The organism is Paenibacillus sp. J22FR5 (assembly GCF_059691975.1).
In genome coordinates, this window is the sequence record NZ_JCAUAN010000007.1 from 88,642 (window position 1) to 114,588 (window position 25,947).

29 protein-coding genes and 1 other annotated feature are annotated in these 25,947 nt (G+C 46.3%); of the genes, 13 read left to right on the plus strand and 16 right to left on the minus strand.

Annotated features, from left to right (window positions below):
- Positions 1-287: 287 nt before the first annotated feature.
- From AC58P7_RS12400 to AC58P7_RS12420, 5 genes are read right to left on the minus strand one after another with little or no spacing between them, the layout of a single operon-like run.
- Positions 288-2,351, minus strand: a complete 2,064-nt coding sequence (locus tag AC58P7_RS12400; protein WP_497343198.1) for a peptidoglycan D,D-transpeptidase FtsI family protein — start codon at positions 2,349-2,351, stop codon at positions 288-290.
- Positions 2,352-2,369: 18 nt separating this feature from the next.
- Positions 2,370-3,104, minus strand: coding sequence for an HAD-IA family hydrolase (locus AC58P7_RS12405; RefSeq protein WP_497343200.1), 735 nt, complete (start codon positions 3,102-3,104; stop codon positions 2,370-2,372).
- A gap of 30 nt (positions 3,105-3,134) precedes the next feature.
- Positions 3,135-4,283 carry a transglutaminase domain-containing protein gene (locus AC58P7_RS12410; protein WP_497343202.1) on the minus strand — a complete coding sequence of 383 codons (1,149 nt, stop codon included), beginning with the start codon at positions 4,281-4,283 and terminating at the stop codon, positions 3,135-3,137.
- A gap of 40 nt (positions 4,284-4,323) precedes the next feature.
- Positions 4,324-4,752: a hypothetical protein gene (locus AC58P7_RS12415; protein ID WP_497343203.1), complete on the minus strand. Its 429-nt coding sequence runs from the start codon at positions 4,750-4,752 to the stop codon at positions 4,324-4,326.
- Positions 4,753-4,806: 54 nt separating this feature from the next.
- Complete coding sequence (locus tag AC58P7_RS12420; protein WP_497343205.1) at positions 4,807-4,962, minus strand: hypothetical protein; 156 nt, start codon at positions 4,960-4,962, stop codon at positions 4,807-4,809.
- A gap of 203 nt (positions 4,963-5,165) precedes the next feature.
- Between AC58P7_RS12420 and AC58P7_RS12425 the strand changes: the two genes are divergently transcribed.
- Both AC58P7_RS12425 and AC58P7_RS12430 read left to right on the plus strand, forming a co-directional pair.
- Positions 5,166-6,344, plus strand: a complete 1,179-nt coding sequence (locus AC58P7_RS12425; protein WP_497343207.1) for an MFS transporter — start codon at positions 5,166-5,168, stop codon at positions 6,342-6,344.
- Between the two features lie 167 nt (positions 6,345-6,511).
- Complete coding sequence (locus AC58P7_RS12430) at positions 6,512-6,865, plus strand: ribonuclease M5 (RefSeq protein ID WP_497343209.1); 354 nt, start codon at positions 6,512-6,514, stop codon at positions 6,863-6,865.
- A 10-nt stretch (positions 6,866-6,875) separates the two neighbouring features.
- Here AC58P7_RS12430 and AC58P7_RS12435 read toward each other — a convergent pair whose 3' ends face one another.
- The 8 genes from AC58P7_RS12435 to AC58P7_RS12470 all read right to left on the minus strand — a co-directional run bounded on the left by AC58P7_RS12435 (position 6,876) and on the right by AC58P7_RS12470 (position 13,626).
- Positions 6,876-7,508 (minus strand): SCO family protein, encoded by a 633-nt coding sequence (locus AC58P7_RS12435; protein ID WP_497343211.1) that lies wholly within the window; start codon positions 7,506-7,508, stop codon positions 6,876-6,878.
- Between the two features lie 16 nt (positions 7,509-7,524).
- Entirely contained in the window at positions 7,525-8,505 is a 981-nt protein-coding gene (gene cyoE, locus AC58P7_RS12440; RefSeq protein WP_497343212.1) for a heme o synthase, read from the minus strand.
- Between the two features lie 389 nt (positions 8,506-8,894).
- Positions 8,895-9,749, minus strand: a complete 855-nt coding sequence (locus tag AC58P7_RS12445; RefSeq protein ID WP_497343213.1) for an urease accessory protein UreD — start codon at positions 9,747-9,749, stop codon at positions 8,895-8,897.
- Entirely contained in the window at positions 9,742-10,401 is a 660-nt protein-coding gene (gene ureG, locus AC58P7_RS12450; protein WP_497343214.1) for an urease accessory protein UreG, read from the minus strand. Before ureG ends, AC58P7_RS12445 begins: the two co-directional genes overlap by 8 nt.
- Before the next feature lie 36 nt (positions 10,402-10,437).
- The gene (locus AC58P7_RS12455) at positions 10,438-11,190 is read right to left on the minus strand and encodes an urease accessory protein UreF (RefSeq protein WP_497343216.1); all 753 of its coding nucleotides are present in this window, start codon (positions 11,188-11,190) and stop codon (positions 10,438-10,440) included.
- Positions 11,191-11,220: 30 nt separating this feature from the next.
- Entirely contained in the window at positions 11,221-12,936 is a 1,716-nt protein-coding gene (ureC, locus tag AC58P7_RS12460) for an urease subunit alpha (RefSeq protein ID WP_497343217.1), read from the minus strand.
- Positions 12,917-13,300 carry an urease subunit beta gene (locus tag AC58P7_RS12465; protein ID WP_497343219.1) on the minus strand — a complete coding sequence of 128 codons (384 nt, stop codon included), beginning with the start codon at positions 13,298-13,300 and terminating at the stop codon, positions 12,917-12,919. Before AC58P7_RS12465 ends, ureC begins: the two co-directional genes overlap by 20 nt.
- 23 nt (positions 13,301-13,323) lie before the next feature.
- On the minus strand, positions 13,324-13,626 hold the full coding sequence (locus AC58P7_RS12470; protein ID WP_056613424.1) for an urease subunit gamma: 303 nt from the start codon (positions 13,624-13,626) through the stop codon (positions 13,324-13,326).
- Between the two features lie 282 nt (positions 13,627-13,908).
- On the opposite strand from AC58P7_RS12470, the gene urtA reads away from it, so the two are divergent.
- From urtA to gerQ, 8 genes are all read left to right on the plus strand, one after another.
- Positions 13,909-15,159 (plus strand): urea ABC transporter substrate-binding protein, encoded by a 1,251-nt coding sequence (gene urtA / locus AC58P7_RS12475; RefSeq protein ID WP_497343221.1) that lies wholly within the window; start codon positions 13,909-13,911, stop codon positions 15,157-15,159.
- Positions 15,160-15,400: 241 nt separating this feature from the next.
- On the plus strand, positions 15,401-16,306 hold the full coding sequence (gene urtB, locus AC58P7_RS12480; RefSeq protein WP_497343223.1) for an urea ABC transporter permease subunit UrtB: 906 nt from the start codon (positions 15,401-15,403) through the stop codon (positions 16,304-16,306).
- Between the two features lie 21 nt (positions 16,307-16,327).
- A complete protein-coding gene (gene urtC, locus AC58P7_RS12485) occupies positions 16,328-17,410 on the plus strand; it encodes an urea ABC transporter permease subunit UrtC (RefSeq protein WP_497343225.1) in 1,083 nt (360 codons plus the stop codon).
- A 34-nt stretch (positions 17,411-17,444) separates the two neighbouring features.
- The gene (gene urtD, locus AC58P7_RS12490; RefSeq protein ID WP_497343227.1) at positions 17,445-18,236 is read left to right on the plus strand and encodes an urea ABC transporter ATP-binding protein UrtD; all 792 of its coding nucleotides are present in this window, start codon (positions 17,445-17,447) and stop codon (positions 18,234-18,236) included.
- Positions 18,229-18,924, plus strand: coding sequence for an urea ABC transporter ATP-binding subunit UrtE (urtE, locus tag AC58P7_RS12495; protein ID WP_497343229.1), 696 nt, complete (start codon positions 18,229-18,231; stop codon positions 18,922-18,924). Before urtD ends, urtE begins: the two co-directional genes overlap by 8 nt.
- A gap of 215 nt (positions 18,925-19,139) precedes the next feature.
- Complete coding sequence (locus tag AC58P7_RS12500; RefSeq protein ID WP_497343231.1) at positions 19,140-19,832, plus strand: response regulator transcription factor; 693 nt, start codon at positions 19,140-19,142, stop codon at positions 19,830-19,832.
- A 131-nt stretch (positions 19,833-19,963) separates the two neighbouring features.
- Entirely contained in the window at positions 19,964-20,398 is a 435-nt protein-coding gene (locus AC58P7_RS12505; protein ID WP_497343233.1) for a cell wall hydrolase, read from the plus strand.
- A gap of 90 nt (positions 20,399-20,488) precedes the next feature.
- A complete protein-coding gene (gene gerQ / locus AC58P7_RS12510) occupies positions 20,489-20,938 on the plus strand; it encodes a spore coat protein GerQ (RefSeq protein ID WP_497343235.1) in 450 nt (149 codons plus the stop codon).
- 57 nt (positions 20,939-20,995) lie between these two features.
- On the opposite strand, the gene AC58P7_RS12515 is transcribed toward gerQ, so the two are convergent.
- Positions 20,996-21,298: a hypothetical protein gene (locus tag AC58P7_RS12515; protein ID WP_497343237.1), complete on the minus strand. Its 303-nt coding sequence runs from the start codon at positions 21,296-21,298 to the stop codon at positions 20,996-20,998.
- A 125-nt stretch (positions 21,299-21,423) separates the two neighbouring features.
- Between AC58P7_RS12515 and AC58P7_RS12520 the strand changes: the two genes are divergently transcribed.
- The gene (locus tag AC58P7_RS12520; RefSeq protein ID WP_497343239.1) at positions 21,424-22,407 is read left to right on the plus strand and encodes a metal-dependent hydrolase; all 984 of its coding nucleotides are present in this window, start codon (positions 21,424-21,426) and stop codon (positions 22,405-22,407) included.
- Between the two features lie 304 nt (positions 22,408-22,711).
- On the opposite strand, the gene AC58P7_RS12525 is transcribed toward AC58P7_RS12520, so the two are convergent.
- Positions 22,712-22,942 (minus strand): alpha/beta-type small acid-soluble spore protein, encoded by a 231-nt coding sequence (locus AC58P7_RS12525; RefSeq protein WP_477590377.1) that lies wholly within the window; start codon positions 22,940-22,942, stop codon positions 22,712-22,714.
- Positions 22,943-23,095: 153 nt separating this feature from the next.
- On the opposite strand from AC58P7_RS12525, the gene AC58P7_RS12530 reads away from it, so the two are divergent.
- Positions 23,096-23,281, plus strand: coding sequence for a DUF5325 family protein (locus AC58P7_RS12530; RefSeq protein WP_497343241.1), 186 nt, complete (start codon positions 23,096-23,098; stop codon positions 23,279-23,281).
- 65 nt (positions 23,282-23,346) lie between these two features.
- Here the strand turns inward: AC58P7_RS12530 and trpS are convergent, their stop codons facing one another.
- Positions 23,347-24,330 (minus strand): tryptophan--tRNA ligase, encoded by a 984-nt coding sequence (gene trpS, locus AC58P7_RS12535; protein WP_497343243.1) that lies wholly within the window; start codon positions 24,328-24,330, stop codon positions 23,347-23,349.
- Positions 24,331-24,404: 74 nt separating this feature from the next.
- Positions 24,405-24,677, minus strand: a binding site (T-box leader).
- Positions 24,678-24,896: 219 nt separating this feature from the next.
- Between trpS and AC58P7_RS12540 the strand changes: the two genes are divergently transcribed.
- On the plus strand, positions 24,897-25,898 hold the full coding sequence (locus AC58P7_RS12540) for a permease (RefSeq protein WP_497343245.1): 1,002 nt from the start codon (positions 24,897-24,899) through the stop codon (positions 25,896-25,898).
- Positions 25,899-25,947: the final 49 nt, after the last annotated feature.

The following is a 25,947-nucleotide window of genomic DNA, read 5'->3' on the forward strand; positions in this document are numbered from 1 at the left end:
AAGTTGACCCAAGGCAACATTTAGGGTAAAGCAAGTACCTACCCTTGAGATATGGTATGCAGCTATGACGTAACTGGTGCATGAAGCCAAAAAACACAGAGAAACAATCGAGTTCTCTTTCGTTTCTTAGGCTGGGGTGCTGGGGTAGCGAACTCCACTCCACTCTGCGCCATTCATTCCCCTCTTTATACGTTCCTAAGTGGTAAAGGAGGATACTCATCTTACCCAGACTAATTTCTGGCGAGTCAAAAAAAAGAGCTTGCCGCAGCAAGCTCCCTTCTCCTTCATTACCAAGGCTTCTTCCCGCCGCCTAGCTTCGTTAAAATACCATCATTCGCCGCGTCATACGCCTGGAAGATTTTCGCCGCAATCGGGGATGCCCCGTAACGTCCGAATCCCCCCTCCGGTACAACGACCGCAACAGCCAGTTTCGGATTCTCAACTGGAGCGAAGGCGATAAGTACCGCATTCTCTACGGATCCACCGGCCACTACCTGTGTGGATGTACCTGTCTTACGTGCAACATTGAATGGTAATTCTTCGATACCTTCAGCGCCACTTTTCATCCCATGGATAATCGTATTCCAATCCGCTTGTGAGAATTCAGCTGATGAATCTTCAAGGACCTCAGGTTCAATCTTTTTCACTAATTCGCCCTGATAATCTCTAATTTCATCGACAAACAAAGGCTTCATTCGTTTACCACGACTAGCTAATGTAGCTGTATATTGTGCTAACTGAAGCGTTGTCGTCTTCTCATTCTGTCCCCATGATGCATATACCATTGCTGATTGATAACTGTCTTTCTCCGCATTTTTGATAAAGTCATTCGATCCTGCGAATTCGCCAGGCAACCCGCTTCCCGTTTTCACACCCATGCCGAACTTCGCGAGATACTCTGCCCATTTAGCCGTTACTTTCGAACTTTCTCTCCCGTATTTGGACCAGAAGGGTATCCCTACCATCGCTGACATATAGGTATTTGAAGAGTGTTCAATCGCTTGCGCTGCATTTATAGAGCCATAGGAGGCTTTACCCGAGTTAGAAATGGCACTGTTACCATCCTTACCGAAGGTGAATGTTCCTGAATCGTAATAGGTCTGACCGGCTGTAAAGAGTTTCTCTTTCAGACCAATCAACACCGACAGTGGTTTAATCGTCGATCCCATGAAAACAATGGAAGAAGGATGCTTGGCATTCTCTTTCTCATCCGGAAACTTCGATTTAGCCGTCATAATCGTACCATTCGAAATAAAGGTACTAATGTCTTTATAAATACTTGGCGAAATACCGCCGGTCCACACATTCGCATCATAATCCGGATAATTGGCCATCGTGACGATGCGGCCTGTATCTACTTCCATGGCAACTGCGAAGGCGGAAGAAGCTTTCATTCCCGTTTTCATATACAAATCATTCGCATGAGAAGGATCGCGGAGATATTGGATATGATCCTGCAGCATTTTCTCCGTCGTCTTCTGAATGTCCTTGTTGATCGATAGGTACAGATTATTCCCCTTAATCGGGGCAGTGACTTCTGCTCTTCCAATGATTTTCATCGCGGCATTCACCGGATATTTCTTACTGCCATTCTTTCCGCGCAGCTCATCCTGATACATCCGCTCGATCCCATCGAACCCGACATTCTCGTTGCTTAAATATTCTTCACTATTCGGATTATCCTTATAGATATCTTTCGCTGTTTGAGTTGAAAATGCATTCGTATAACCGACTAATTGCGTCGCAATTGTCGTCTTGTTGTCATCGTCCATTTCGTAGGTACGGATACTTTCCTCCGTCACTTCCAGCCACTTGAATTCATCTCGGTGTTCGAGCAAATAAGCAATTTCACCATTGGATAAATCCGCTTTAATCCGACGAGGTACATAGTAATAGCTCGGGTCTTTCACTTTATTCTTATTAATGTCGTAACCCAAATCCATCGCAAGTACGATCTCTTCAGGGGTAGGACTAACCGTATTCGGTTTGGCGAATTTATCAAATACATCGGTCTTTAACCTTTTAGCCAATTCAATAATGGCATCCTTATCCTGCTGACCTGGCTCAATACGGAAAAACAAGGACTGCACGGGAATCGTATACGCCAGCGGGGACTTTGTTGAGTCATAGATGTTACCGCGAATTGGTGCGATCTTGTTCGTTTGATTCGTATTGGTATTCTCTGCCGCCTTCAGATCCTTGGCTTGAACAAATTGCAGAATCGCCAACCTCACAATTAACACAGAAAACAGTATAAATGTAACGAAGAAAAATATATTGATCCGAAACGAAAAGTGCCGTTTTTTTGTGATTTCTTTTTTCTTCGGATCATCCATAATGGATGACTTCATGCGGGTTCATATCCTTTCTCACTTAGGTCGTACATCTCCGGCAGGCAGCTGAAACAGCTCAAGCAGGGAACGAATCCCCTCACCCTTGTGATACGGATAACGGATTATACGAACAGCATCGATACCTACTTGATTAGGGGCCCAAATATCGTTGGTCTCATGATCCCCAATATACAGAACATCTTCTGCCTGAACACCCGCCATTTGTAAAGCTAGCTTAAATATAGCAGGGTCGGGCTTCTCCAAGCCAACTTCTGTTGATACGAGTACGGGGTCAAAATAATGTAAAACCCCTTTGTCCGCCAAAATGGCTTTCAATGTGGGAGCAAAATTAGAGATGATACCGATACGGAATCCTTGGTTCCGGAGCTCTTCCAGAAATGGCTTCACATCATCGAATAAATCATAATACTCAGGTGCAGTGAAAATTTCATATAGCTCGTGACAGCAATTGAAAATCTCTTCCGCTGTCCAATCTTCATGAACACCGAGCTTATGGAGTACATAGTGATATAGGTTTACCCAGAATTCGCGATCTGACTCAGGACTGCACACCACGAAGTTATCTTTTTTCTCCACATAATAAAATAGACGAAAAGCCTCTGTAAAAAGTTCATGAATATGAGCTTCGTCACGGTCAACAGAACGCAATTGCAAGTATTGCTTTAGAATCGTTTGTGCTGCGGGAATTGTAACTAAGGTGTCACCTGCATCCAGGTAAATCATCTTATAAGACTTTAATTCTTTTCGCATCTCGTCTCCCAGGTTTGAAATTTGTTGAATCTACACGTCTCTCACGTGCGTTTGATCAAAATTCGGCGGATTAAACCAATTCGCTCCGCTTGCAACCCACGTTGAATCCAGAGGCACCCAACTGTTGGTCTCTTTGAGATATACTTCATTCCAAGCGTGGGGACCATATCCACCTTGTCCATCGTACCCTAGTCCCGTCACAACCTTCACATCAAGCCCGACAGATCTGGCCATCTGCGCATACAGCCTGGAGTAATCAATGCATACCCCCTCACGGGTATTGAACGTATCCTCCGGTGTTTGCTCCTTCCAAATCCGTTGCTCTTCATACATCTTAACCTTATCCCAATCATACTTGACTCGGCTGCCTACCCAGGTATACAGCAGTTTCGCCTTCTCTTCATCTGTCTTCCCTTTAGCGGTAATTTCCTTAGCTGCATCTGAAATGTTACCTGGAATTTTCGCATCGAGAACTTCATATTTCCGCTGTAAAATATTCGTGAATTCCTGCTCAACCGCACGCGTGAAAACTGGCGCCTTCTCCGCAATAAAATCTCCAGTGAATGGAGAAATCACTTCTTGAGCTCCTTTTTGATACATATGAGAGGACTCAATATAAGGGGTAAACATCGAGTGCGGGAAGAGTGAAACATAAATGAACAAAATGGCGATTAGCATAAGTGCTCTGACAAATCCGGCTATGGAACCAATTGCTCCGCCTGAAACGGAACTCAGCAAGGATTTGCTCCGATTCGGATCGGCATATCGTTCTGCCAGCCAACGCCCCAGCAATAAATCAACTAGGTTGTTCAAGATTTGTTTGATCACAACATAGCCAAGGATAAATAAAACCCCGAAACGGAGTAGAGGAAAATCACGCAGACTTGTGATGACTGTATAGTACGCTTGTTTGAGCGCACTTATTTCCACCGCTGGAATCTGCAAATTCTGTTCCTTTAACCACGTTTGTATCCATGGCGAAATCAATTGAACCCCTTTCCATGCGAAGAACATGGACAAGATCGCAATCACAGCTTCCACCAGCATCGCAACGAAGTGTCTAGCTGAGCCTGAGCCTCCACGGAAAAAGCCTTGCAGCACCGAAGCCGCAATAGTGAGGACGATCAAGATGGATATGAGATTGATTGAAGTGGTTGGAAGCCAGGATATATCCGTCATGTGCACTCACCTTCCTTTGATAGGCTAATCCAGCTTATGGCTAGGCATTTTTCTTCGCTTGTTCAATGAACGCATTCACAGCAGCATTGGCATTCATTTTAAATGATTTTCCGAGAAAGGTGACTTGAACTTCGTCCGATCCTGTCTTTCCTTCCACCTTCAAGCTTTTCGTCGTAATCAAAAAGGAACCGTCTGGGTTAGCCTTAAATTTCGCTTCTTTGGCCTCGGACGTCAAAGCGCTCACGGCTTTATCCTTGATATCATCGCTAACTTGGGATATAACACTTGCCCCAATATCCTTTATTTTATCCTTATAGTTGGCTCCATAAACGAGAAGTGCTCCAACGATGGCAAGGACAAGTATCCATTTTACCACGGTTTTAACAATCCCAATCACAATAAAAAGAACGATAATAGCCCCTACAATTAAATACCAACGATCTTGTGCAAACGAAATCCACTGATCCATCTTAACCCCTCCTCATTATCCAAAAGTCCTTTCCTATCATACTACAGGGACTCCTTACTCTTCATCTCTTTTTTTCCTTAATTGGGCTAGCTTCTGCTCAATTTCTTTGGTTTTATCGACGCTTTTTCCTGTTCTGCGATAGGACTGCCTTAACCGAAAAACTAGAAAAATACAGACTGCGGCTAATAATATAAAAACAATAGGGTCCATAATCCCTCCTACGTACGAAATTGTGTCATTTGTGAGGAAAGGTCATATCCGTGGGACGAGCGGCGTAAAACTTAAGAAGAGATACAATAAACGGCTACGCCGTCCTACAAGGACGAGTGAGTTATCCAAAAATATAAGCATTGCATAGGGTGAAACCTAACCTTACTTATATTTCAAGACTAAATGATCGAGGTGGTGAGACCATGCGAACAGCTATATGGTTGTACTTATTTATGTTTGTTGCTTTCTTTGATTTACACGCGCAGTACCCGATTTTATCCCCTTTCGCCTTATCACTGGGAGCTGCTCCCTCTTTCATAGGGCTCATCATGGGCGTATACTCGCTTACACATCTGCCTGGCAATCTCATCGCAGGCTACGGTGTGGACAAATACGGCAGCAAAATGTTCATCGTCTTTAGTTTGATTGTAGCAGGGATCATCCTACTTTTTCAATCGAACGTCAAAGATCCCTGGCATCTGCTTTACATTCGCTCGATCAGCGGATTCGTACTTGCCTTCCTATCGCCGGCTTGTTTAACTTTGCTCGCACGCATTGCGCGCGATCGCATTCATCAGAGCAAGCTCATGGCAGGAAATGGCCTCGTTCACACACTTGCATCCGTAGTCTCTCCTGCAGCTGGAGCTGTGCTAGTGGCCAAAATCGGTTTTACGACCGCTTTTTCCGTCTTAGGCTGGGTCCTTATTATCACAGGAATTCTTGCCATCTTCGGCGTCAAGGAGAAGGAACTCTTAGCTCAACAAGGGAAACTAGCAGGCCAAGCCGCTGTCTTAGATCCTCATGGTCACAATCTAACGCAAAATGATAACGATATTTCCGACGGGGTCTCCATACCATGGCTCTTTTTCCTTATCCCCATGGCACTCTCCTGCTCACAAGGGATTTTATTCTTTGAGCTTCCTCTGATGAAGTCAGCCCGAGAGTCGATCCTTACGTCTGGCGTCTTTTTCACGTTAGTTAGCTTAGGCGCGCTGCTTAGTATCTCCTTTTGGTTTTTGAACAAAATATCTCCCTTTATCCGGACGATATGCGGAAGCATTGCGCTAGCAGCCGTTTTCTTCGGTTTAGCCGTGCAATGGCCAATCCCACTCACATTCTCCCTTTTCTTCATTGGAATGGCCAAAGGTGTCATTTACCCGGCTCTTGCTGCATTACTTGCCAGTATAACGAGCAGCTCTCGCTATGGGCGGGTTTTTTCACTGCTTTCCATCTCCTACTCCGTTGGCGCCTTTATCGGCCCGATGATGGCTGGCCAGCTGCGCGATCATATTTCGTCGTACTTTATCGCATTTTTCGTTCTCATGCTGGCTCTATCGCTGCTACCACTTCGTACGTTCAAATCACCAGTAATAACTTCATAATTGGATTCATTGAAACGGCCTGATACCCATCAGGTCGTTTTTCGTGTTTATTTGCTACCACTCGCTGTAAATATCTGTCATTTCCCAGGAAATAACCTGGCTTCAAGAAACTTGGATCGCTGCTCCAAACGGGGTATACTACTCTAAAAAGGAATGCAGGTGATCCCATGTCCATTGCTATTATTGTTGAAGGTAAAAATGACAAAAGCCGCTTAAAACGTGTGGTTGACGATACAGTCATCATCCATTGTACGTTCGGAACTCCCAGTTCAATCACCCTCGATGCGCTGCGCAAAAAAGTGGGCGATTTACCCGTTTATATTTTCACTGACAATGACGCTTCAGGCAAAAAAATCCGCAGTTTGTTAAGTGATACATTTCCTGATGCCGACCAGATCTATACGAGAAAAGGCTATGCCGGTGTAGAAGGAACCCCTGAAGAGTACATCATTCAGCAATTAGAAAAAGCAGGATTGGACGCGTATATTATCTACCCTGCGCCCAACCCTGCTTATGAATAATACATATGAATTATTTCCCTTTAGAGAGGGTTACAACATCCTTGACGATATGATCCGCATCCAACTCTGGATTGCTCGCATCATAATAATTTCTTAGCTGACCTTTCGGATCCACCAGCAATATCGCATTGGAATGCGAGAAATTGCCGTCCTTCTCTTTGATGACCATGATTCCGAAGTCCTCTGCAAGCTTATGAACCTTCGCTTCCTCACCTCGGAGGAACGTCCATCCGCCTGGAATCGGCTTCGATTCGAAGCGATTTCCAAATGCTTTTAACACCTCAGCCGTATCCCTAGTGGGATCCACCGTGATCGATAGAATTTCTGCTTTGGATCCAAGTAAATCCTTTTTCTTCAACTCATCCTGTACTTGTGAAATCAAGAAGCTAGTCGGCAAGCACACATCCGGACAAAAGGAATAGAAAAAATACACGAGTCGTACTTTACCATTCATACTCTCGGAAGAAACGGTTTTACCGTCTAAATCCTGAAGAGTAAACGAAGGCGCTGCCTTCATGGCAGTAAGCCTTTCATCAGGCTTACTGCCGTTCGCCCATAATTTATAAGCAAAGGATGCAATCATCGCGATTAATATCGCACCTAGTGCTAGCTTAAACCAGTTTTTCTCGAAAAACGTCCCCATCGTTTTGTCCCCCAAACTAACTAATTCTCGCTGTTGTATCAATGACCATCAAGATCGATAACAGCGTTAAATATAGAAGGGAGAACAAGAACATACGCTTTGCCCATACAATTTCCGCTTCCCCATTTGCTTTGAACCCTTTGACACTCATGAATACCCACATTAATCCAAGAATCGTTGATACGAATAAGAAGATATACCCTACATAGCCATACGCCGTTAGCATAACGGTAACAGGTACTAATAGAACGACATAGCGTACCATACTAATTTTCGTAACGAAGGTCCCTTTGACTACCGGTAAAAGCGGAAAACCCGCTGCACGGTACTCTTCCATACGGCGAATGCCAAGTGCCCAAAAATGCGGCGGTTGCCACAGAAACAAGAAGAGGAAGATCAAAATCGCTCCTAAATCAACCGTCCCGCTAACTGCACAGTATCCGATAACAGGCGGTGTCGCACCTGAGAATGCCCCAACGAACGTGCTCCAGACAGAAGTCCTTTTGAACCAAGCCGTATAGAGCCAAACGTACAGAAACAATCCAAGTAAACCGATCCATGTAGCTAACGGTGATTGGGCCCCGAAGTAGAGAACTCCCAATCCAATTGTGCCTAAAATAATACCATACCAGAGCACGAAATTAGCGCTTAATCTTCCGCTTGGAAGAGCTCTGTTCTGCGTCCGTTCCATCTTCGCATCCATCTCACGGTCCAGATAATTATTCAGTACCGTACCTCCAGCCATCACCAGAGCTGTACCCAGCATGGTCATAATGAGATGAATCCAGTCCACATCCCACTGCGCCGCTACCCAATAACCAGCAAAAGCCGTCATGAGATTCGAATAAATAATACCCGGCTTCACCAGGCGATAAAATTCTTTCAGGGTTACAGGTTCTGCCGCACCTTTGGCATGGCTAGCATCTATGGAATCAGTTCGAGATGACCCTTGTGACGAGTCTGTCGAAACGGTTTCGTAGGTGATTTGATTTTCCATGTATATTGACCTCCTCTATGTTGAAATTTCCGATCCTACTTCTAAATGAACATTCTCATCATACCAACCCCTACATCATTTGACAATGAAGCGCGGGCAGTTGTCATCATATTGTCGATTCTCCTTCCAGTATGCGTGAAAAATGAACTTACCATTCGATTCCATTTTGGAATGCTTGAAAAATTGGACGCATCCGTGCGCGATGTGAACGTCGTGTGCCTCTTCGAGGCAGATGGGGGGATCTGTTAGTCTCGAAAAGTGCCTTACGGCGCAGCTCGCGGGCTCGGAGTGGATCTGTAACGCCTATTTTAGGCGTTACAGGTGGGGTTGACCCTGCCCGGGTCGAATAAATAGGAAGAGGAGGCAGGTTCTAAACCTGCCTCCTCTTCCTATTTATTCACCAGCAATGGCGTTAACTCAAATAAACTGATGCGGATTTGATGCCAAGCCTTCGTCAAGACATCTTGGAGCTCCCAAGCGTGCCGTCCCATGACGTTCACGACGAGTCCATATTTGTAAGTGAGACTTGCCCCAACTCGAACTGTACTACCTTCCAAATGGCTTAATTTCTCCACAATTGCCTCCAGATGACGCTGATGGAGGCGATCTGAGAAAATAAACAGATTCCCCATATGCGTCTCTCCCTCCCAGCAACCTGGGGATGCGAGGTGCATGGTCGCTGGCTCGATGCGCTGATTTTGGTAAAAAATCAACTCATCCTCATACCAAATCTTTATCCGATTCACATACCGCGCATACTGAAATATTTCCCCCCGCTGAGTTCGACCGGGACAGAGGACGTCAGAGAAGATCAAAGCTGATCCTTTGGATAAATGCGCCTCCGTTTCCGCGAGCAAGTTGGCGTCCTTATACAGCATCAACGGCTCGGGGATATACTCTAGCAGCGCATCAGCTTCTAGACGAAGAATCTGGTGCTGCGTGCTTCCTTGATCCGCGGAAGAAGGATGAACCTTTGTGAACGACTGGTTCGTTAGAAAAACACGCGCGCCCTCTTCAAGGAGCACGTTAATTTCATAATGATCTCCTGCCATCAGCCCAGGTGAGCAATCCATCATATAGACGCCTAACTGATCCATGGGCGCGGCATTCTCCATACAAGTTTCGTTTTCGTAACGAAACGTTTTGGCGATTTTGAGCGGGGAGGCATGGTATTTGTGTATGAGCCGCGTCTGGCCGCTGCGCACCGCAAATTGTGCGGAAATCTCCCCAATCAGCTTAGGCATGGCTGAATTCCGTCTCCACCCAGCTCACGATATCATCCAGCCCTGTACCCCCCATCAGGTTCGAGAAGATATAAGGGCGTTCGCCGCGCATCTTTTTCGTATCCGAATCCATCACCTCAAGGGAGGCACCTACATAAGGAGCTAGATCGATTTTGTTAATGATCAGCATATCCGAACGCATGATACCAGGTCCGCCTTTACGAGGGATTTTCTCCCCTTGGGCCACATCAATAATATAGATGAAGCGATCCACTAGCTCCGGACTGAAAGCAGCCGCCAAATTATCGCCACCACTCTCAATAAAAATGATATCGAGATTCTCAAACCGCTTCTCCAGCTCTTCAATCGCTTCAAAATTCATGGAAGCATCCTCACGGATCGCGGTATGCGGGCATCCGCCTGTCTCTACCCCGATGATTCGCTCCTCTGGCAACGCTTCAGAGCTAATCAGAATACGTGCATCTTCCTTCGTATAAATATCATTCGTGATAACTGCAATACTATAGCGACTATTCAGTTTGCGTGCTAAGCGCTCTACTAGCGCTGTTTTACCTGAGCCTACGGGACCGCCGATGCCAATTCGCATAGGGCGATTGCGATCTACTGCGGGTTTCTCCCATTCGTGATGATGATGACCGTTACCTTGACACATCGTCATTCCTCCTCGGATATATGTTTGGGTTTCCTTTTAAGACATAAATAAGCGTGAGTATAAGGTTTCATGCTGCATCATCGCTAGATCCGCCGCAGGTGAATTCGTGTACGCCTCCAAGGGATCCATGTGGGCAACTCGCTTCCATTCACTTCCAGTCAAAGGAACCAGCTTCGCTAACAGCATTTGACCTTGCGTTTGTCCAATGGACATCAGCCTTAGCGCACTATTGATGCAAGTCATTATGCAGGTGTATAGATACCCCTCTGCAGCCTGATCCAGCGAGGCGCCTAGATGGTAGCTCACCCAACCATGAACAACAGGATGATTCGAGCTGCATCTCCCAGCACTCACAGCATCATCAAGTGGCCGCCAATTCAGCTCCGGATAAAGCGAACGCGATAATTGAAGCAGTCTGCGTCCCATTTTCTGAACGCCAACCCGCGTCTCACTCCCTACCCGCTGCACATGAAGCGTATGGTCAATGTCCCAAAGTTGCCCCCATTCTCCCCTAGGGATATGCGTATAGGCCGCTTTAATGACCATCGCATCCGAGGATGCCCAGCTGTTAGCAAGCATCGAACGAATATACGCCTCGAGCTCCGCAATCGTTGTCAGTCTTCCTTGCTGAACGAGTGTTTCCAGCCCGAAGGAGTGCGAAAACCCACCAATTGGGAGCGCCGAATCCAACAACTGCTGATACGCCAACCAATGAAACGCGGGAGTCGGCATCTCGGCCTTCACTTCTACTGTCCTATCTTTCTCTTTAGCCGTTCCTGCTACTGACATTCTCGTCACCTCAATCGGGACTTGCTCTTCCTAAAATAAGAAATACAACTGAGCCATTGGCAGCTCTGTTGCCGGCTCACAGGTCACAGCCTCACCGTCAACCTTCACCTCATAGGTTTCAGGATTCACTTCAATAGAAGGTGTTCCGTCGTTATGAATCATGTCTTTCTTCGAAATACTGCGGCAGCCCTTCACGGGTTCAATCCGCTTTTGTAACCCGAAGCGTTCAGCGATTCCACCGTCGTATGCTGCCTGTGAGACGAACGTAATCGAGCTTTGCGTCAACGCTTTCCCAAATGCAGCGAACATCGGCCGTCCGAAGACAGGCTGCGGTGTCGGAATCGACGCATTCGGATCGCCCATTTGGGCATACGCAATACTTCCGCCTTTGAGCACAAGATCCGGCTTCACGCCGAAAAACATCGGACTCCACACGACCAAATCTGCAAATTTGCCTGGTTCTATAGACCCGACAAGATGTGAAATGCCATGTGTAATCGCAGGATTAATTGTATATTTCGCCATATAGCGCTTAATGCGGAAATTATCGTTATCCTCCGTATCTGGAGCCAGAGGTCCGCGCTGTTTTTTCATTTTATCCGCTGTTTGCCACGTACGAATAATGACCTCTCCGACTCTCCCCATCGCTTGGGAATCTGAACTCAGCATACTGAACACGCCGAGATCATGAAGAATATCTTCCGCAGCAATCGTTTCTGGGCGAATCCGCGAATCCGCGAAGGCGACATCTTCTGGAATACGACTATCCAAGTGATGACACACCATCAGCATATCCAAATGTTCTTCGATGGTATTAATCGTGTAAGGTCGTGTCGGATTGGTCGAAGAGGGTAGGACATTCAGCTCAGCGGCTGCGCGGATAATGTCCGGCGCGTGACCGCCCCCTGCTCCTTCTGTGTGATAGGTATGAATTGTACGTCCTTTAATCGCAGCCAGTGTATCCTCAAGAAATCCCGCTTCATTTAATGTATCGGTGTGAATCGCCACTTGAACATCATAGCGATCGGCCGCTTCCAAACACATGTCAATCGCAGCAGGTGTTGTTCCCCAATCCTCATGAAGCTTCAAACCAATGGCACCCGCTTCAATTTGTTCGGTCAGCGGTTCCAGGAAGGAAGAATTCCCTTTACCCGTAAAGCCCAGATTCATCGGAAAAGCTTCGGCCGCTTCCAGCATCCGCTGCATGTGCCAAGCACCAGGCGTACAGGTAGTCGCATTCGTTCCCGTAGCCGGTCCCGTTCCGCCGCCAATCATCGTTGTCACGCCAGAGGATAGCGCTGTTTCAATTTGCTGCGGACAAATGAAATGAATATGCGCGTCGATGCCGCCAGCTGTTACGATTTTACCCTCGCCAGCAATAACCTCCGTGCTCGCCCCTACGATCATATTGGGATGTACGCCATCCATAATATCCGGATTTCCCGCTTTCCCAATGCCGACAATATGACCATCTCGAATGCCGATATCGCCTTTGACAATCCCCCAGTGATCAATGATGACCGCATTCGTAATCAATGTATCCAGAACACCCTGCGCTCGGGTCGCACCGCTAGACTGGCCCATGCCGTCACGGATGACCTTCCCACCGCCGAATTTACATTCATCACCATATACGGTGTAGTCATGTTCGATTTGTGCCCAAAGCTCGGTATCTGCCAATCGAATGGCATCTCCTGTCGTAGGGCCAAACATCAGTGCATAGTTTTTACGATCTATTCGACTCACCGAGCATCCCCTCCCAAGCCTGCCATCTTTCTTTCGCTTCGGCCGACATTTTGTCTTTTTCTGCTCTTCCTTGACTCAAATTATTAAGTCCATAGCTCAACTTCGCTCCGCCTAATTCGACAAGTTGAATCGGCTTCTGCTCCCCAGGCTCAAAACGGACCGCCGTTCCTGCTGGAATGTCTAGTCGCATGCCATAGGCAAGCTCTCTTGGAAAATCCAACCCTCGGTTCACTTCAAAAAAATGAAAATGCGACCCCACTTGTACTGGTCGATCTCCTGTATTGGTAACGATAATCTCAATTGTCTGACGCCCAGCGTTCATTTCAATAAAACCTTTAGCCGTTCGATATTCACCCGGAACCATGTGCTCGCCCCTCTCATGAGTAATTAAGTAATGGGTTCATGTACAGTAACTAATTTGGTCCCATCTGGAAATGTAGCTTCTACTTGCACTTCGTGAATCATTTGAGGGACACCCTCCATCACCTGATCTGCCTTCAATATGGTTGTACCAAACGCCATGAGCTGAGCAACGGTCAATCCATCCCTAGCTCCTTCCATAATTTCAGAAGTCAACAGTGCTATACTTTCTGGGTAATTCAGCTTTAATCCTCTGGCAAGTCTTCGTCTCGCTAAGTCAGCAGCTACGGTGATGAGTAACTTCTCTTTTTCTCTTTCCGTTAAATGCACAATCTCACCTCTTCAAAAACCGAATAATGGAAATCCTTTACACTCATTATATTCGTGTATTGGGCTGTTGTAAATCTTTTGTGTTAGTTATTATGACATCAAAATCATATTGGTAGAAGTCATATTTCGTATTCATGTGATTTTCACAGTTTTTTCACACTTTCTTGTGCACTGAAAACAAAAAATGATTTATTAGTGTCATGTATGTTGACATAAACTTGTTTCACAATTTAATATAAGCGATGTAATCCAAATCTTGTAAGGCAAGGGAGTGGGACGTGAATGAGAGAGATAAGAAACAAAGGTAAACTTACAGTTGCACTAAGTATGGCTTTGATGTTAGTAGCGGCCGGCTGTGCGAAGACACAAACTACCACCTCTACAACGACTGCACCTGTGGCTTCAACATCATCTGGCGACACCGTACCAGTGGGTATACTTCACTCACTAACAGGTACAATGTCCATTAGCGAGGTATCTGTTCGAGATGCTGAGCTTATGGCGATTGATGAGATTAATGCAGCTGGGGGACTTTTGGGCAAAAAGATTAAACCCGTGATCGAGGACGGGGCATCGGATTGGCCAACTTTTGCAGAGAAGACAAAGAAGCTCCTGCAAAAAGACAGTGTGGTAACGATTTTCGGTTGCTGGACATCTGCTAGCCGTAAAGCAGTACTTCCGGTTGTCGAGCAAAACAAAGGCTTACTGTGGTATCCGGTTCAGTATGAAGGTGTAGAATCTTCACCTAACATCTTCTACGTTGGCGCAACAACGAACCAACAAATCATCCCCGCAGTCACTTGGCTCCTGCAAAACAAAGGCAAGAAATTCTTCCTTCTCGGTTCCGATTACGTCTTCCCAAGAACAGCCAACAAAATTATTAAAGAGCAATTGAAGGCAGATGGCGGAACACTTGTCGCTGAAGAATACACACCGCTTGGACACACAGATTACAATACAATCATTAGTAAAATTAAAAAGGAAAAGCCTGACGTAGTCTTCAACACATTGAACGGAGACAGTAACGTTGCCTTCTTCAAGCAGCTGCAAGACGCAGGCATTACCTCCAAAGATTTAACAACGATGTCCGTTAGTATCGCTGAAGAAGAAGTTCGCGGCATTGGCGCTTCTGTTCTAGCCGGACACTACACGGCGTGGAACTACTACCAAACAACGGATATTCCGGAGAACAAAAAATTCGTCGACGCTTATAAAGCGAAGTACGGAAAGGATCGCGTAACGGATGATCCGATAGAAGCTGGCTACACTGCTGTTTATCTTTGGGCTGAAGCCGTGAAAAAAGCAGGTTCCTTTGATGTAGAGAAAGTAAAAGCGGCTGCCAAAGGCATTGAATTTAATTCACCAGAAGGTAAAGTCACGATCGACGGTGATAACCAACATATCTTCAAAACTGCACGTATCGGTCAAATTACAGCTGATGGCCAAATTAAAGAAATTTGGAACTCAGGCAAAGCACTCAAACCAGATCCATTCCTCAAGACTTACTCTTGGGGCGGAGAAGTAACGAAGTGAGAAAACTTGTATCGAAGCAATTCTTGGAAGACCGACCGCGTTTAAAATGTAAGTTTTATCGCCAATAGGAAATCAAGATGATCCATGCGTGGCATTTAGAGACCAGGACTGCCTTGCCGCAGTCCTGGATTTCATCATTTTACTTCTGTAGAGCCTATGCTTTCGATGCGAGTTTTGAGTATTCATGATCCCGCTTCGCTTGCATTGGGCAACTCAAAACTTTTAGGAAGGAGAGGTTGGCATGAGTTTGCTGCTGCTGCAATTATTTAACGGACTCAGCTTAAGCTCCATTCTGCTCTTAATCGCAATCGGTCTCGCGATTACATTCGGTCTTATGAATGTCATGAATATGGCGCATGGCGAGTTTATTATGATCGGTGCTTATATGGCTTACCTTGTGCAGAAATGGTTTCAATCCTATATGCCCGCTTCTGCATTCGGTTGGTATTTCGTAGTTTCCCTGGGTGTTGCCTTTGTCGTTGCCTTCGCCATCGGCTGGCTGCTAGAGGTTGTGCTTATCCGCTTCATGTACGGCAGACCGCTAGACAGTCTTCTAGCAACATGGGGAGTCTCGCTGGCCCTGCAGCAAATCGCACGCTCGATCTTTGGTGCACCCAATGTGGCGGTTAAAGCCCCTCAATGGTTGGAAGGCGGATGGCATGTTACTGCCGATTTAATTCTTCCTTACAAAAGACTTTTTATCATCGGCTTAGTCGCCTTATGTATCTTCATCATCTACATGTATCTCTATCATTCTGCTGGCGGCAGACGGATGAGAGCGGTTATGCAAAATCGTGAAATGGCTGCATGTCTAGGTATTTCTACACGCCGGGTAGATGCCCAATCCTTCGCCTTCGGCTCCGCCATGGCGGGTATCGCTGGCTGCGCCCTCTCCTTACTCGGGCCGATCGGGCCCACGATTGGTACCTATTACATTGTAGATGCCTTTATGGTTGTCGTTCTCGGCGGCATTGGCAAGTTAATCGGCACCGTTGCCGGCGCATTGGGAATCGGGGTATTCAATACCGCATTGGAATATACAACCAGCGCAACATTGGGTAAAGTACTAGTCTTTACACTGATTATCGCCTTTTTACAATGGAAGCCGATGGGACTTGTGACCATCCGTTCAAGATCCTTAGATTGAAGAAAGGATGTGACCTCATCTATGCTTTTTGCCAGACAATCTAAGATCAAACTTTCCGTCTATGGGATATGTTTAATTCTTATTGCACTCGCCCCCCTCTTCTTGTCTGACTTTCGTTTATCCTTACTCGGCAAATTCCTGGCTTATGCCATTATCGCGATCGGAATTGACTTAATCTGGGGTTATACAGGCATCTTAAGTCTCGGCCACGGCGTTTACTTTGGACTCGGCGCTTATTGCATGGCCATGCATTTGAAGCTCGCTTCCACGCCGAATCAATTGCCTGATTTCATGTCATGGAGCGGTGTCGAAAGCTTGCCATGGTTCTGGGTTCCCTTCCATAGTGCCGCTGCTGCCTTCCTGTTAGCGCTTCTTGTACCGATGATAGTCGCCTTCATTCTTGGCTATTTCACATTCCGTAATCGGATCAAAGGCGCATTCTTCTCCATTTTATCTCAAGCATTGGTCATCATAACGGTAACACTATTCGTGGGGCAGCAAGGCTATACAGGCGGAACGAATGGGCTTACCAACTTTACAACCTTTCTCGGTCTGAACCTGCAATTACAATCGACGAAGCTGTTGTTTTTCTATCTCACCTTAGCCGTAGTGCTCTTAATTCTGATCCTTAGCACCCTGCTTGTAACCAGCCGTCTTGGCAACATTCTTACCGCCATTCGAGATGGTGAGAATCGCGTGCGCTTCATTGGTTATAATCCCGTCACGTATAAAGTATTCATTTACTGCGCTTCCGCAGGATTAGCCGGGCTTGCAGGCGTGCTCTTCGTCCTTCAGGAAGGCATCATCTCACCTGCACAAATGGGTATCGTTCCATCCATTGAAATGGTCCTATGGGTAGCTATTGGCGGTCGTGCAACCATCGGAGGCGCTATTCTTGGGGCATTGGTGACGAATGCAGCCAAAACAACCTTTAGTGAAGCGTATCCTGCTTGGTGGCCCATTATGCTTGGAGCCATGTTCATCATCGTCGTCCTATTCCTGCCAAAGGGAATCGTCGGCACCCTGACCCATTATTTCTCGAATTGGAAAAAAGCCGATCTACCTAAGCCGCTCTCTTCATCGCAAGAAGCTATAGAAACCTAAACAACGCTTATGTAAACCGGAAAGGAGCATTTCAATGCTAGGACAATTAGCGAAACAACAACCGACAACCGACCAGACCATCCTGAGCGTCAAGGGGCTTGAGGTGAACTTCGACGGTTTCAAAGCTTTACGAAATCTAGATTTCTCCTTAGAATACGGCGAACTACGCTTCCTTATTGGCCCCAATGGTGCCGGTAAAACCACGCTGCTCGATGTGATCTGCGGCAAAGTAAAGCCATCTCAAGGCCACGTCTTTTTCAAGGATTCCATTGATCTTAGCAAGCATCAAGAGCACCAAATTGCCCAGCTCGGGATCGGCCGGAAATTCCAAGCGCCTACCGTTTTCTCCACGTTAACGGTATTTGAGAACCTAGCGCTTTCTATGAAGCAGCAGCGCGGACTCCTTAGTGCGCTTTGGGCCAAAACCACAAGCGAACAAAGAGATCGACTCCACCTGCGTCTTGATATGATAGGGCTTCAAAGCAAGGCCAAAGACCGTGCAGGCTCCCTTTCACACGGGGAGAAACAGTGGCTAGAAATCGGAATGCTCCTCATGCAGGAGCCTGATCTCTTACTGCTCGATGAACCTGCAGCTGGCATGACGGATAGCGAAACAGAGAAAACGGGCGAGCTGCTTCATGAAATTGCAGCCAATCAAACGATTATCGTCGTTGAGCACGACATGGAATTTGTTCGTCAGTTCGCCAGAACGGTAACTGTTCTTCACGAAGGTACCGTCCTCCGCGAAGGCACGATGCAAGACATTCAGAATGACGACAAAGTAGCGGAAGTCTACCTCGGGAGGAGAGTTGAACGCGGTGCTTAAACTCAAGAATATTGAAGCAGGATATGGTGAAAGTATGGTCGTTCGCAACGTGAACCTCGAGGTAAGACCTGGCCAAATTGTTTGCCTTATGGGACGCAACGGGGTTGGGAAATCAACATTAATGAAAAGTATCATGGGACTCATCAAACCAAGATCCGGTACAATCCACTATATGGAGTCGGACATTACTTCCTCTTCACCAGATCGCCGCGCCAAGTCAGGTATCGGCTATGTACCGCAAGGCCGGGAAATATTTCCTCAACTCACTGTAGAGGAAAATCTTTTATTAGGCCTTGAGGCCGCATCAGATCGCAGGAAAAAGCTGCCGGATACCCTCTTCGATACATTTCCCGTGCTACGCCAAATGCTGCACCGCAAAGGAGGAGACCTCAGCGGCGGTCAGCAGCAGCAATTAGCGATTGCGCGGGCATTAGCTCCTGGACCTCAGCTCCTGCTTCTGGATGAACCTATGGAGGGGATACAGCCATCTATCGTCATGGAGATCGAGGCGATCATCGAAACGATTAAGCGCAATCGAGAAATTGCGGTGCTTCTCGTCGAACAAAGCTTAGAATTTGCGACAAGTATTGCTGATTACTATTATGTACTTGACCGCGGCACGATTGCCGCCCAAGGGAATACGGAGCATTTAAGCGAAGATCTCGTTCGAAAGCACTTAACGGTATGATTCAATTCACTTATACTTACCTACCAAAAGGAAGCTGTCCAACTTGGCCTAAGGAATTAGGCTTCAAGTAGCGATAGACTTCTTTTTTTCTAAGAAAATAACTTAAACTGGACGTCACAAAATGGATAGGATAACATGTCATTATAGATAGGATCGATTATTGCGTACGGCATATCGAGCACCTAGCCTTTTAAAGGAAAAGGAGGGGAACCTGTATGTCAAAAATATTAATCATCGAAGACGACCTCAGTATCGGTGAATTGATGTCTATTTACTTGTACGAAGATGGCTACGAAGTGAAGCGCGCAGAGAACGGCGGTCAAGGTGAGGTCTTATTCCGAGAATTCCAGCCTGATATGATCATTCTTGATCTGATGCTGCCTGATATGGATGGGATTCAGCTGTGTACAACGATTCGTAACACCTCGAACATTCCGATCTTGATGGTATCCGCCAAGAACGAAGTTTCGGATCGTGTGAAGGGTCTCCAGACGGGGGCAGATGACTATTTATGCAAACCCTTTTCCATGAGAGAGCTGTCGGCAAGAATTCAAGCCTTACTTCGGCGTTCCAACGCTTTTCCTCCTCAGGCTCTCTTAGGGTCAGACACCCCCAATCAACCTGGGATCCACTTAGACTTGGAGAAGCGCTGTCTATATGTTGGGGGCAAAAGCATTGAAACAACCTTCTCAGAGTTCGAAATCATGAAGCTTTTCTGGCAAAATCAAGGCAGGGTTTACAATCGAGAAGAGCTGTTGAATCGCGTTCGTGGATTTGATTCTCATGTGACCGAGCGTGCGATCGACGTCCATATTGCAAACCTTCGCAAAAAAATAGAAGATGACCCCAAAGAACCGAAGCACATTAAGACGGTGTGGGGAGTCGGGTATAAATTTTTACTAAAGTAAAGCTCCCTTGGGAGCTTTTTTTGTTTGCGAAAAAGACTGGAAATTCGTCACCAAATAGGCAACCGCACAATATGATGATTATGGAAAATGACCTTCACGAACTCAGTCAACGGAAAGGAGTGACCATCCAGATGGCAGTAATAAAATCAAATTCGAATGATCGCAGATTATTGGCACGATTACTCCGAGCCGAAGCTGAAAGTGAAGGAGAAATGGGGATGCTGCTTGTCGGAAATGTTGGCGTGAATCGGATTCGAGCAAACTGTCTCGATTTTAAAAACATCCGAAATATCAACGACATGGTTTTCCAAAGCCCTGGTGGCTTTGAAGCCACCCAGAAAGGCTATTTTTATCAGAAAGCCCGAGATTCTGAAGTTCGTTTAGCACAAAGAGTCATAGACGGAGAGCGGTATCAACCTGCAACGAACTCACTTTGGTATTTCAGACCTGAAGGCACATGCCCTAGCTCTTGGTATAACCAGAAGCAAACGGGTCGTTACAAAAAGCACTGCTTCTTCGCACCAACAGTGAAGGATTGTCCTTCAGCGTTCGGAACCTTTGGTTAAGGTTAATCGAGAGCCTGACCAACCATTTGTTTGAAACTACATTTACGAAGAAAGCTTTCGCAGTGAAAGCTCGAGGAGGAAATTATCATCATGTTGAATAACCCTTACAAAATAGGTAATCAAGCAATGCCACAAATGCAATATGGCAATCCATATCCTGCTTACCCGGTTCCAACTAACTTTACGAATAAGGTTGTCCCCCCTACACCAAGCGGCTCGGTACTCACGCCACCTGGTAGCGGCTTACAAACAGGTGTGAACGTACCTGGACTTCCGGCCGAAGAATCGTATATCGAAAATATTCTTCGTTTGAACCTGGGTAAAATGGCAACCATCTACATGACATATGAAAACAACTCCGAATGGAACGCCAAAATTTTCAAAGGAAGATTGGAAGCGGCAGGTCGTGATCATATCATTATCAGCGATCCTGTTACTGGCATGCGTTTCTTATTACTTATGGTGAATTTGGATTACATTACCTTCGATGAAGAGCTCAATTACACGTACCCTTTCCGTGGTGGAGTTGGCTCTAGATAATAGCTGAATGACATGCGAGAAACCGTTGCTCTGATTATAGAGCAGCGGTTTTTTGTGCTAGGTAAAGATCACTGGTGAGAAGTGCCACATATGCAGTTTCTGGATGCCGCCTTGAATCCAATGCTCCCAATCGCCCTGCCGCCCGTCTCCCCCCCTCTTATCTAAATGTAAGCGTTCCTGCTTCATGGTTAGGTAGTCCTCGTACGTAACCTCATGCCAAATTTCTACATAAAGTCCCTCCTGATCCGACCCCTCCAACAGCTCCAAACGCCCTTCCCGCCGCAGAATTCCCTGCATATAGATGAGAAAAGAAGCTCGATATTCAGGTTTTATGGCATACTCTACAAAAACTTTAGACATTTTTAGATCTCCTTCTGATTTATTTTTTGCTCTAAAATGGTAAACTAAGAGCAAGATGTCTTAAGACCATTCACCGCAGATACAGAACAACAACTCTGTACAGAAACACTTAGGAGGAAAACCAGTTGGATACAGGTACTCATCTCGTCATTGGCTTAGGTTTAGCGGGGCTTTCGCAAATTGATCCGAGCATTTCCGCAGATACGGCAGCAACCACTGCTGTTTTTATTGGAACTGTCGTAGGTTCACAGATTCCCGATATTGATGGACTCCTTCGTTTCAAAGGAAATGCTATCTATATTCGCAATCACCGCGGACGCTCACATTCCTTGCCAGCCATCCCCTTATGGACGTTGCTAATTACAGGGGCACTTGCGCCATTTTTCCATGGTATCTCCTTCATGCATCTTGCCATGTGGATCGGCATTGCCGTTTGCGTTCATGTGTTCACCGACTGTTTCAACACCTATGGTACCCAAGCTATTCGCCCTTTTTCAGAAAAATGGATCTCGTGGAACATCATCCACATCTTCGATCCTTTTATATTCACAAGTCATATAGCCGCGATCTTTATGTGGTCCTTCCATCTAGCGAGGCCACAACTGATTTTCCCAACCTTATACGGCTTACTCGCGCTTTATTACATTTGGCGAACACTAGACCATGCCATTATTGAAAAAGGTCTGTATCGGAAAGATGCAACCTTTCTTCCTGGCGATAAATATACCCTTATTGTAACATTCAACCTCTATGTCTGGAATATTGTGAAAGAGCGAACAGATGGGACTTATCAGTTAGGTGAGCTCAAAAATGGCAAGCTGAAATGGCTAGACACCATTACCTGTACCGACCATCCAGCCATTGAGATTTCCAAACATCATGAGGACATTCAAGCGCTGCTCTATTTCTCCTCCTTCACCTGTGCTGAAGTGAAAGAGCACCGGTGGGGCTATGAAGTCCGATGGGCGGATGTACGCTACCGCCATCGTAAGCAGTATCCCTTCGTCGGCGTTATCCTGATGGATCACAATTTCCAAACCCTCGATTCTTACGTCGGGTGGGTAAATGATACGAAGCTCGGCAAGAAGCTGCGAGTTGACCTGTATTAAAAACTCCATCTATTGCGTTCTCAAGCTCAAATAGAATCGATTAGGCCCATGCGAGATTGCATGGGCTCTTTCATTTGCATTTGCGTATCGCGTGCTGATCTTCCAGCGTTATCGCTGGTGTGGCATCCTCGTGAACTGGACACTACCTATTGGATATGCAGTTCCGTCACCCCACGGGGTGCTAGAGTCTTACACTCCTTAGTCGAAGCGTTTCCGCGCGCACCAAAAGCCCAGAAGCTATTTAGGCTCCTGGGCTTTATTATTACAAAGTTTGGGTATGCTAGTACGGAGACAAATGATCTAATTAACGGAAATTAGATCCAGATTGCCCCGCGAGCGTTTGCTCGGCGATTTGTACCAACCGGCGAGTAATGGCGCCACCAATTGATCCAGTGTCACGGGTTGCCATGTTGCCATAGTAACCATCTTGAGGAATTTGAATGCCCAGTTCTTGAGCTACCTCATATTTCAATTGATCTAAAGCTTGATTGGCTTGCGGAACTACAAGTGTGTTACTGCTGCGAGATTGTGCCATCAGGATCGTACTCCTTTCAGTCAGCTATAATCTTTGATGTATTTGCAAGCTTGCAAAGATAGTATGTGGAGGAAATGAATTTATATGCACAGCGCTCAAAAAAGTTTAAAATAAGAAGATAAGCCATACACTTCTAGAAAGTAGGTCACACCCATGAGTAAACCACTCGCACTCCTATTCGCAGTCGTTGGTACGCTGCTGCTCGCTTGTATCTCCTTATTTATTGCCCTTCGTGAGCCTTGGATGGTGCTTGCTTGCTCCATCATTTCATTAGGATTTATCGGGTATGGCTTCGCAGTGAAAGCTAAGATGCGTCGAAAAAATACGCCTTCCGAATGAACTAATTGCAAAAAAGCTCAAATTCCCTCTGTATCGGAATTTGAGCTTTTTTACAATTGATCGGCTTATCGAACGATAAAGCCCATCCGTTTCTTCACTTCAAGCAGCGTTTGATCTGCCACTTCGGCAGCTTCCTGAGCTCCTTTTTTCAATATATCAAAGATTTCTCCTGAACTACGAATTTCACTATAACGTTGCTGAATGGGCTCCAAAACAGCTACAATGTGTTCAGCTAAATCCTTTTTGAAAGGACCATACCCCTGTCCTTCGTATTTCGCTTCAATCTCAACGAGACTCATCTCGGCAAAGTGCGAGTAAATCGACATCAAATTACTTACCTCAGGTTTGTTCTGAGGATCATATTTCACTTCGCGACCAGAATCCGTAACCGCACGACTAAGCTTCTTACGAATCACATCTGGCGCATCAAGCATCGCAATATAACTTCCAGCATTTGGACTGCTTTTGCTCATTTTCTTAGAAGCGTCGTCTAACGACATAATTCTAGCGCCAACTTCTGGCATATACGGTTGTGGCATGACAAACATCTCTCCAAAACGATTGTTAAAGCGATTCGCCAAATCACGCGTCAATTCCAGATGCTGTTTCTGATCGTCGCCCACAGGAATTAGATCTGCGTTATATAGCAAAATATCAGCAGCCATCAAAGACGGATACGTGAATAGCCCTGCGCCAACGGAATCCTTTCCCTCCGACTTATCCTTAAACTGCGTCATACGCTCCAGCTCACCCATGTGGGTTAGCGTCGTCATAATCCAGCCTAGCTCTGCATGCGCGTGAACATGTGATTGCAGGAAAACAGATGCCTTATTCGGGTCTAGCCCTGATGCAATGTAAAGCGAAGCGATGGACTCCGTTTGTTCCCTCAACGCTGCTGGGTCTTGCGGCACTGTAATGGCATGCATATCTACGACCATGAAATAACAGCGATGCAGCTCTTGCAGCTTTACAAAATTGCGAAGCGCGCCAATATAGTTACCAATCGTCAGCTGACCGCTGGATTGCATACCGGATAGTACTCGTTTCATTCTCAAAAACCTCCTCGAATTTTCAGAAAATAAACTGTGTATAGGTAAAAAAGACAACAAAAAAGCCTCCCTCCGCAAGGGACGAGAGACCGTGGTACCACCCTAATTTGTCTACCTACATAACTAAAGTTATGTGCATGTAAACCTTCAGGCTCTGATAACGGAGAGCTACCGTTTAGCATAATTAACCGTGTGAGCTTCATCCGGCCTAGGTTCCGGCAAATCTACACAGTGTTCAGCTTCAAGCTCAAGGATCCATTCGGTTTGCTTGTTTCACCGGTTCGCACCATCCACCGGCTCTCTGAGAAACGCGAGACAAACGTACTTGTTCCTATCATCGCAATTGATTTTCTATAATTATACACCCTTAGTGACTAATGTCAATCGAGGACATTGTCCTAGATAGCCCAGCATGTACATAGGATAGATACATACCAATCCTACGGCAAAGGGGTGTCAACGCATTGTCCTCAACTCTATACCGTTGGAGCCTTCCCATCTCCACGGTGATTTGTGCGTTTCTCTTGATTCTTATCGTGACGACAAGACAACTCCCCCCAATGGGGATGATCACGGAACCAATCAGGCATGTGTTCATGTCCTTTATGGACATCTTCTTAGATGCCCTTCCCTTCATGATTCTCGGTGTTCTGCTGTCTACCATCGTAGAAAACTTCATTCCCGAAGGCGTCATCCAGCGCATGACGCCAAAACATCCCCTAGGTGGGGTTTTATTTGCCTGTGTGCTTGGCATTATGTTTCCCCTCTGTGAATGCGGCATGATCCCGTTCGTACGCCGCCTGATGCGCAAAGGGATGCCCGTTTATATCGCCGTCATCTTCATCCTAGTCGGGCCTATCCTCAATCCAATCGTCTTTGCCTCTACTTGGATGGCTTTCCGCGGCAATCCGGCGATGGCCTATTCACGAATGGGGCTTACCTTCGGCGTTGCGCTTGTCATTGGCTTCCTGCTCACACGTTTTCTCAAGAGTAATCCTTTGCGGCACCCGATTGAGCCTGCAGCAAGCCCCGTACATCACCACACGCACGATCACGTGCACGAACACAAACTCAGTCACGATCATCACAAACATGATGATCACGCGCACCATCATGACCACGGACACGATCATCATGGCCACAACCATGCTCATGGGGATAGTCGCCTCATGACAATGGTCAGCCACGGCTCTTCCGAGCTGTTCGAGATGAGCAAGTATTTAATGTTAGGTGCGTTGCTGACAGCGTTGATTCAAACATTCGTAGCGCAGGACAGCTTGAGTTCAATCGGGCAAGGTGTCTTCATCTCCCACGTGTTCATGATGGGCTTCGCCTACCTGCTCTCCTTGTGCTCTACAACAGATGCCTTCGTAGCAGTCTCCTTCGCCAAATCATTCTCACCTGGCTCCTTACTCGCCTTTCTCGTCTTCGGCCCCATGATCGACGTGAAGAGCACACTGATGATGCTTTCGATCTTCAAGGCCCGTTTTGTTTTAACGCTATCAATTGTCGTCGCCATAACTGTTCTGACAGGTTCGTTGGTGTTTATGCATTTCTTTCTATCATAATGAGCCATATGCGCCTAGGATTGTACAGACTATAGGCATTTCTGCACGC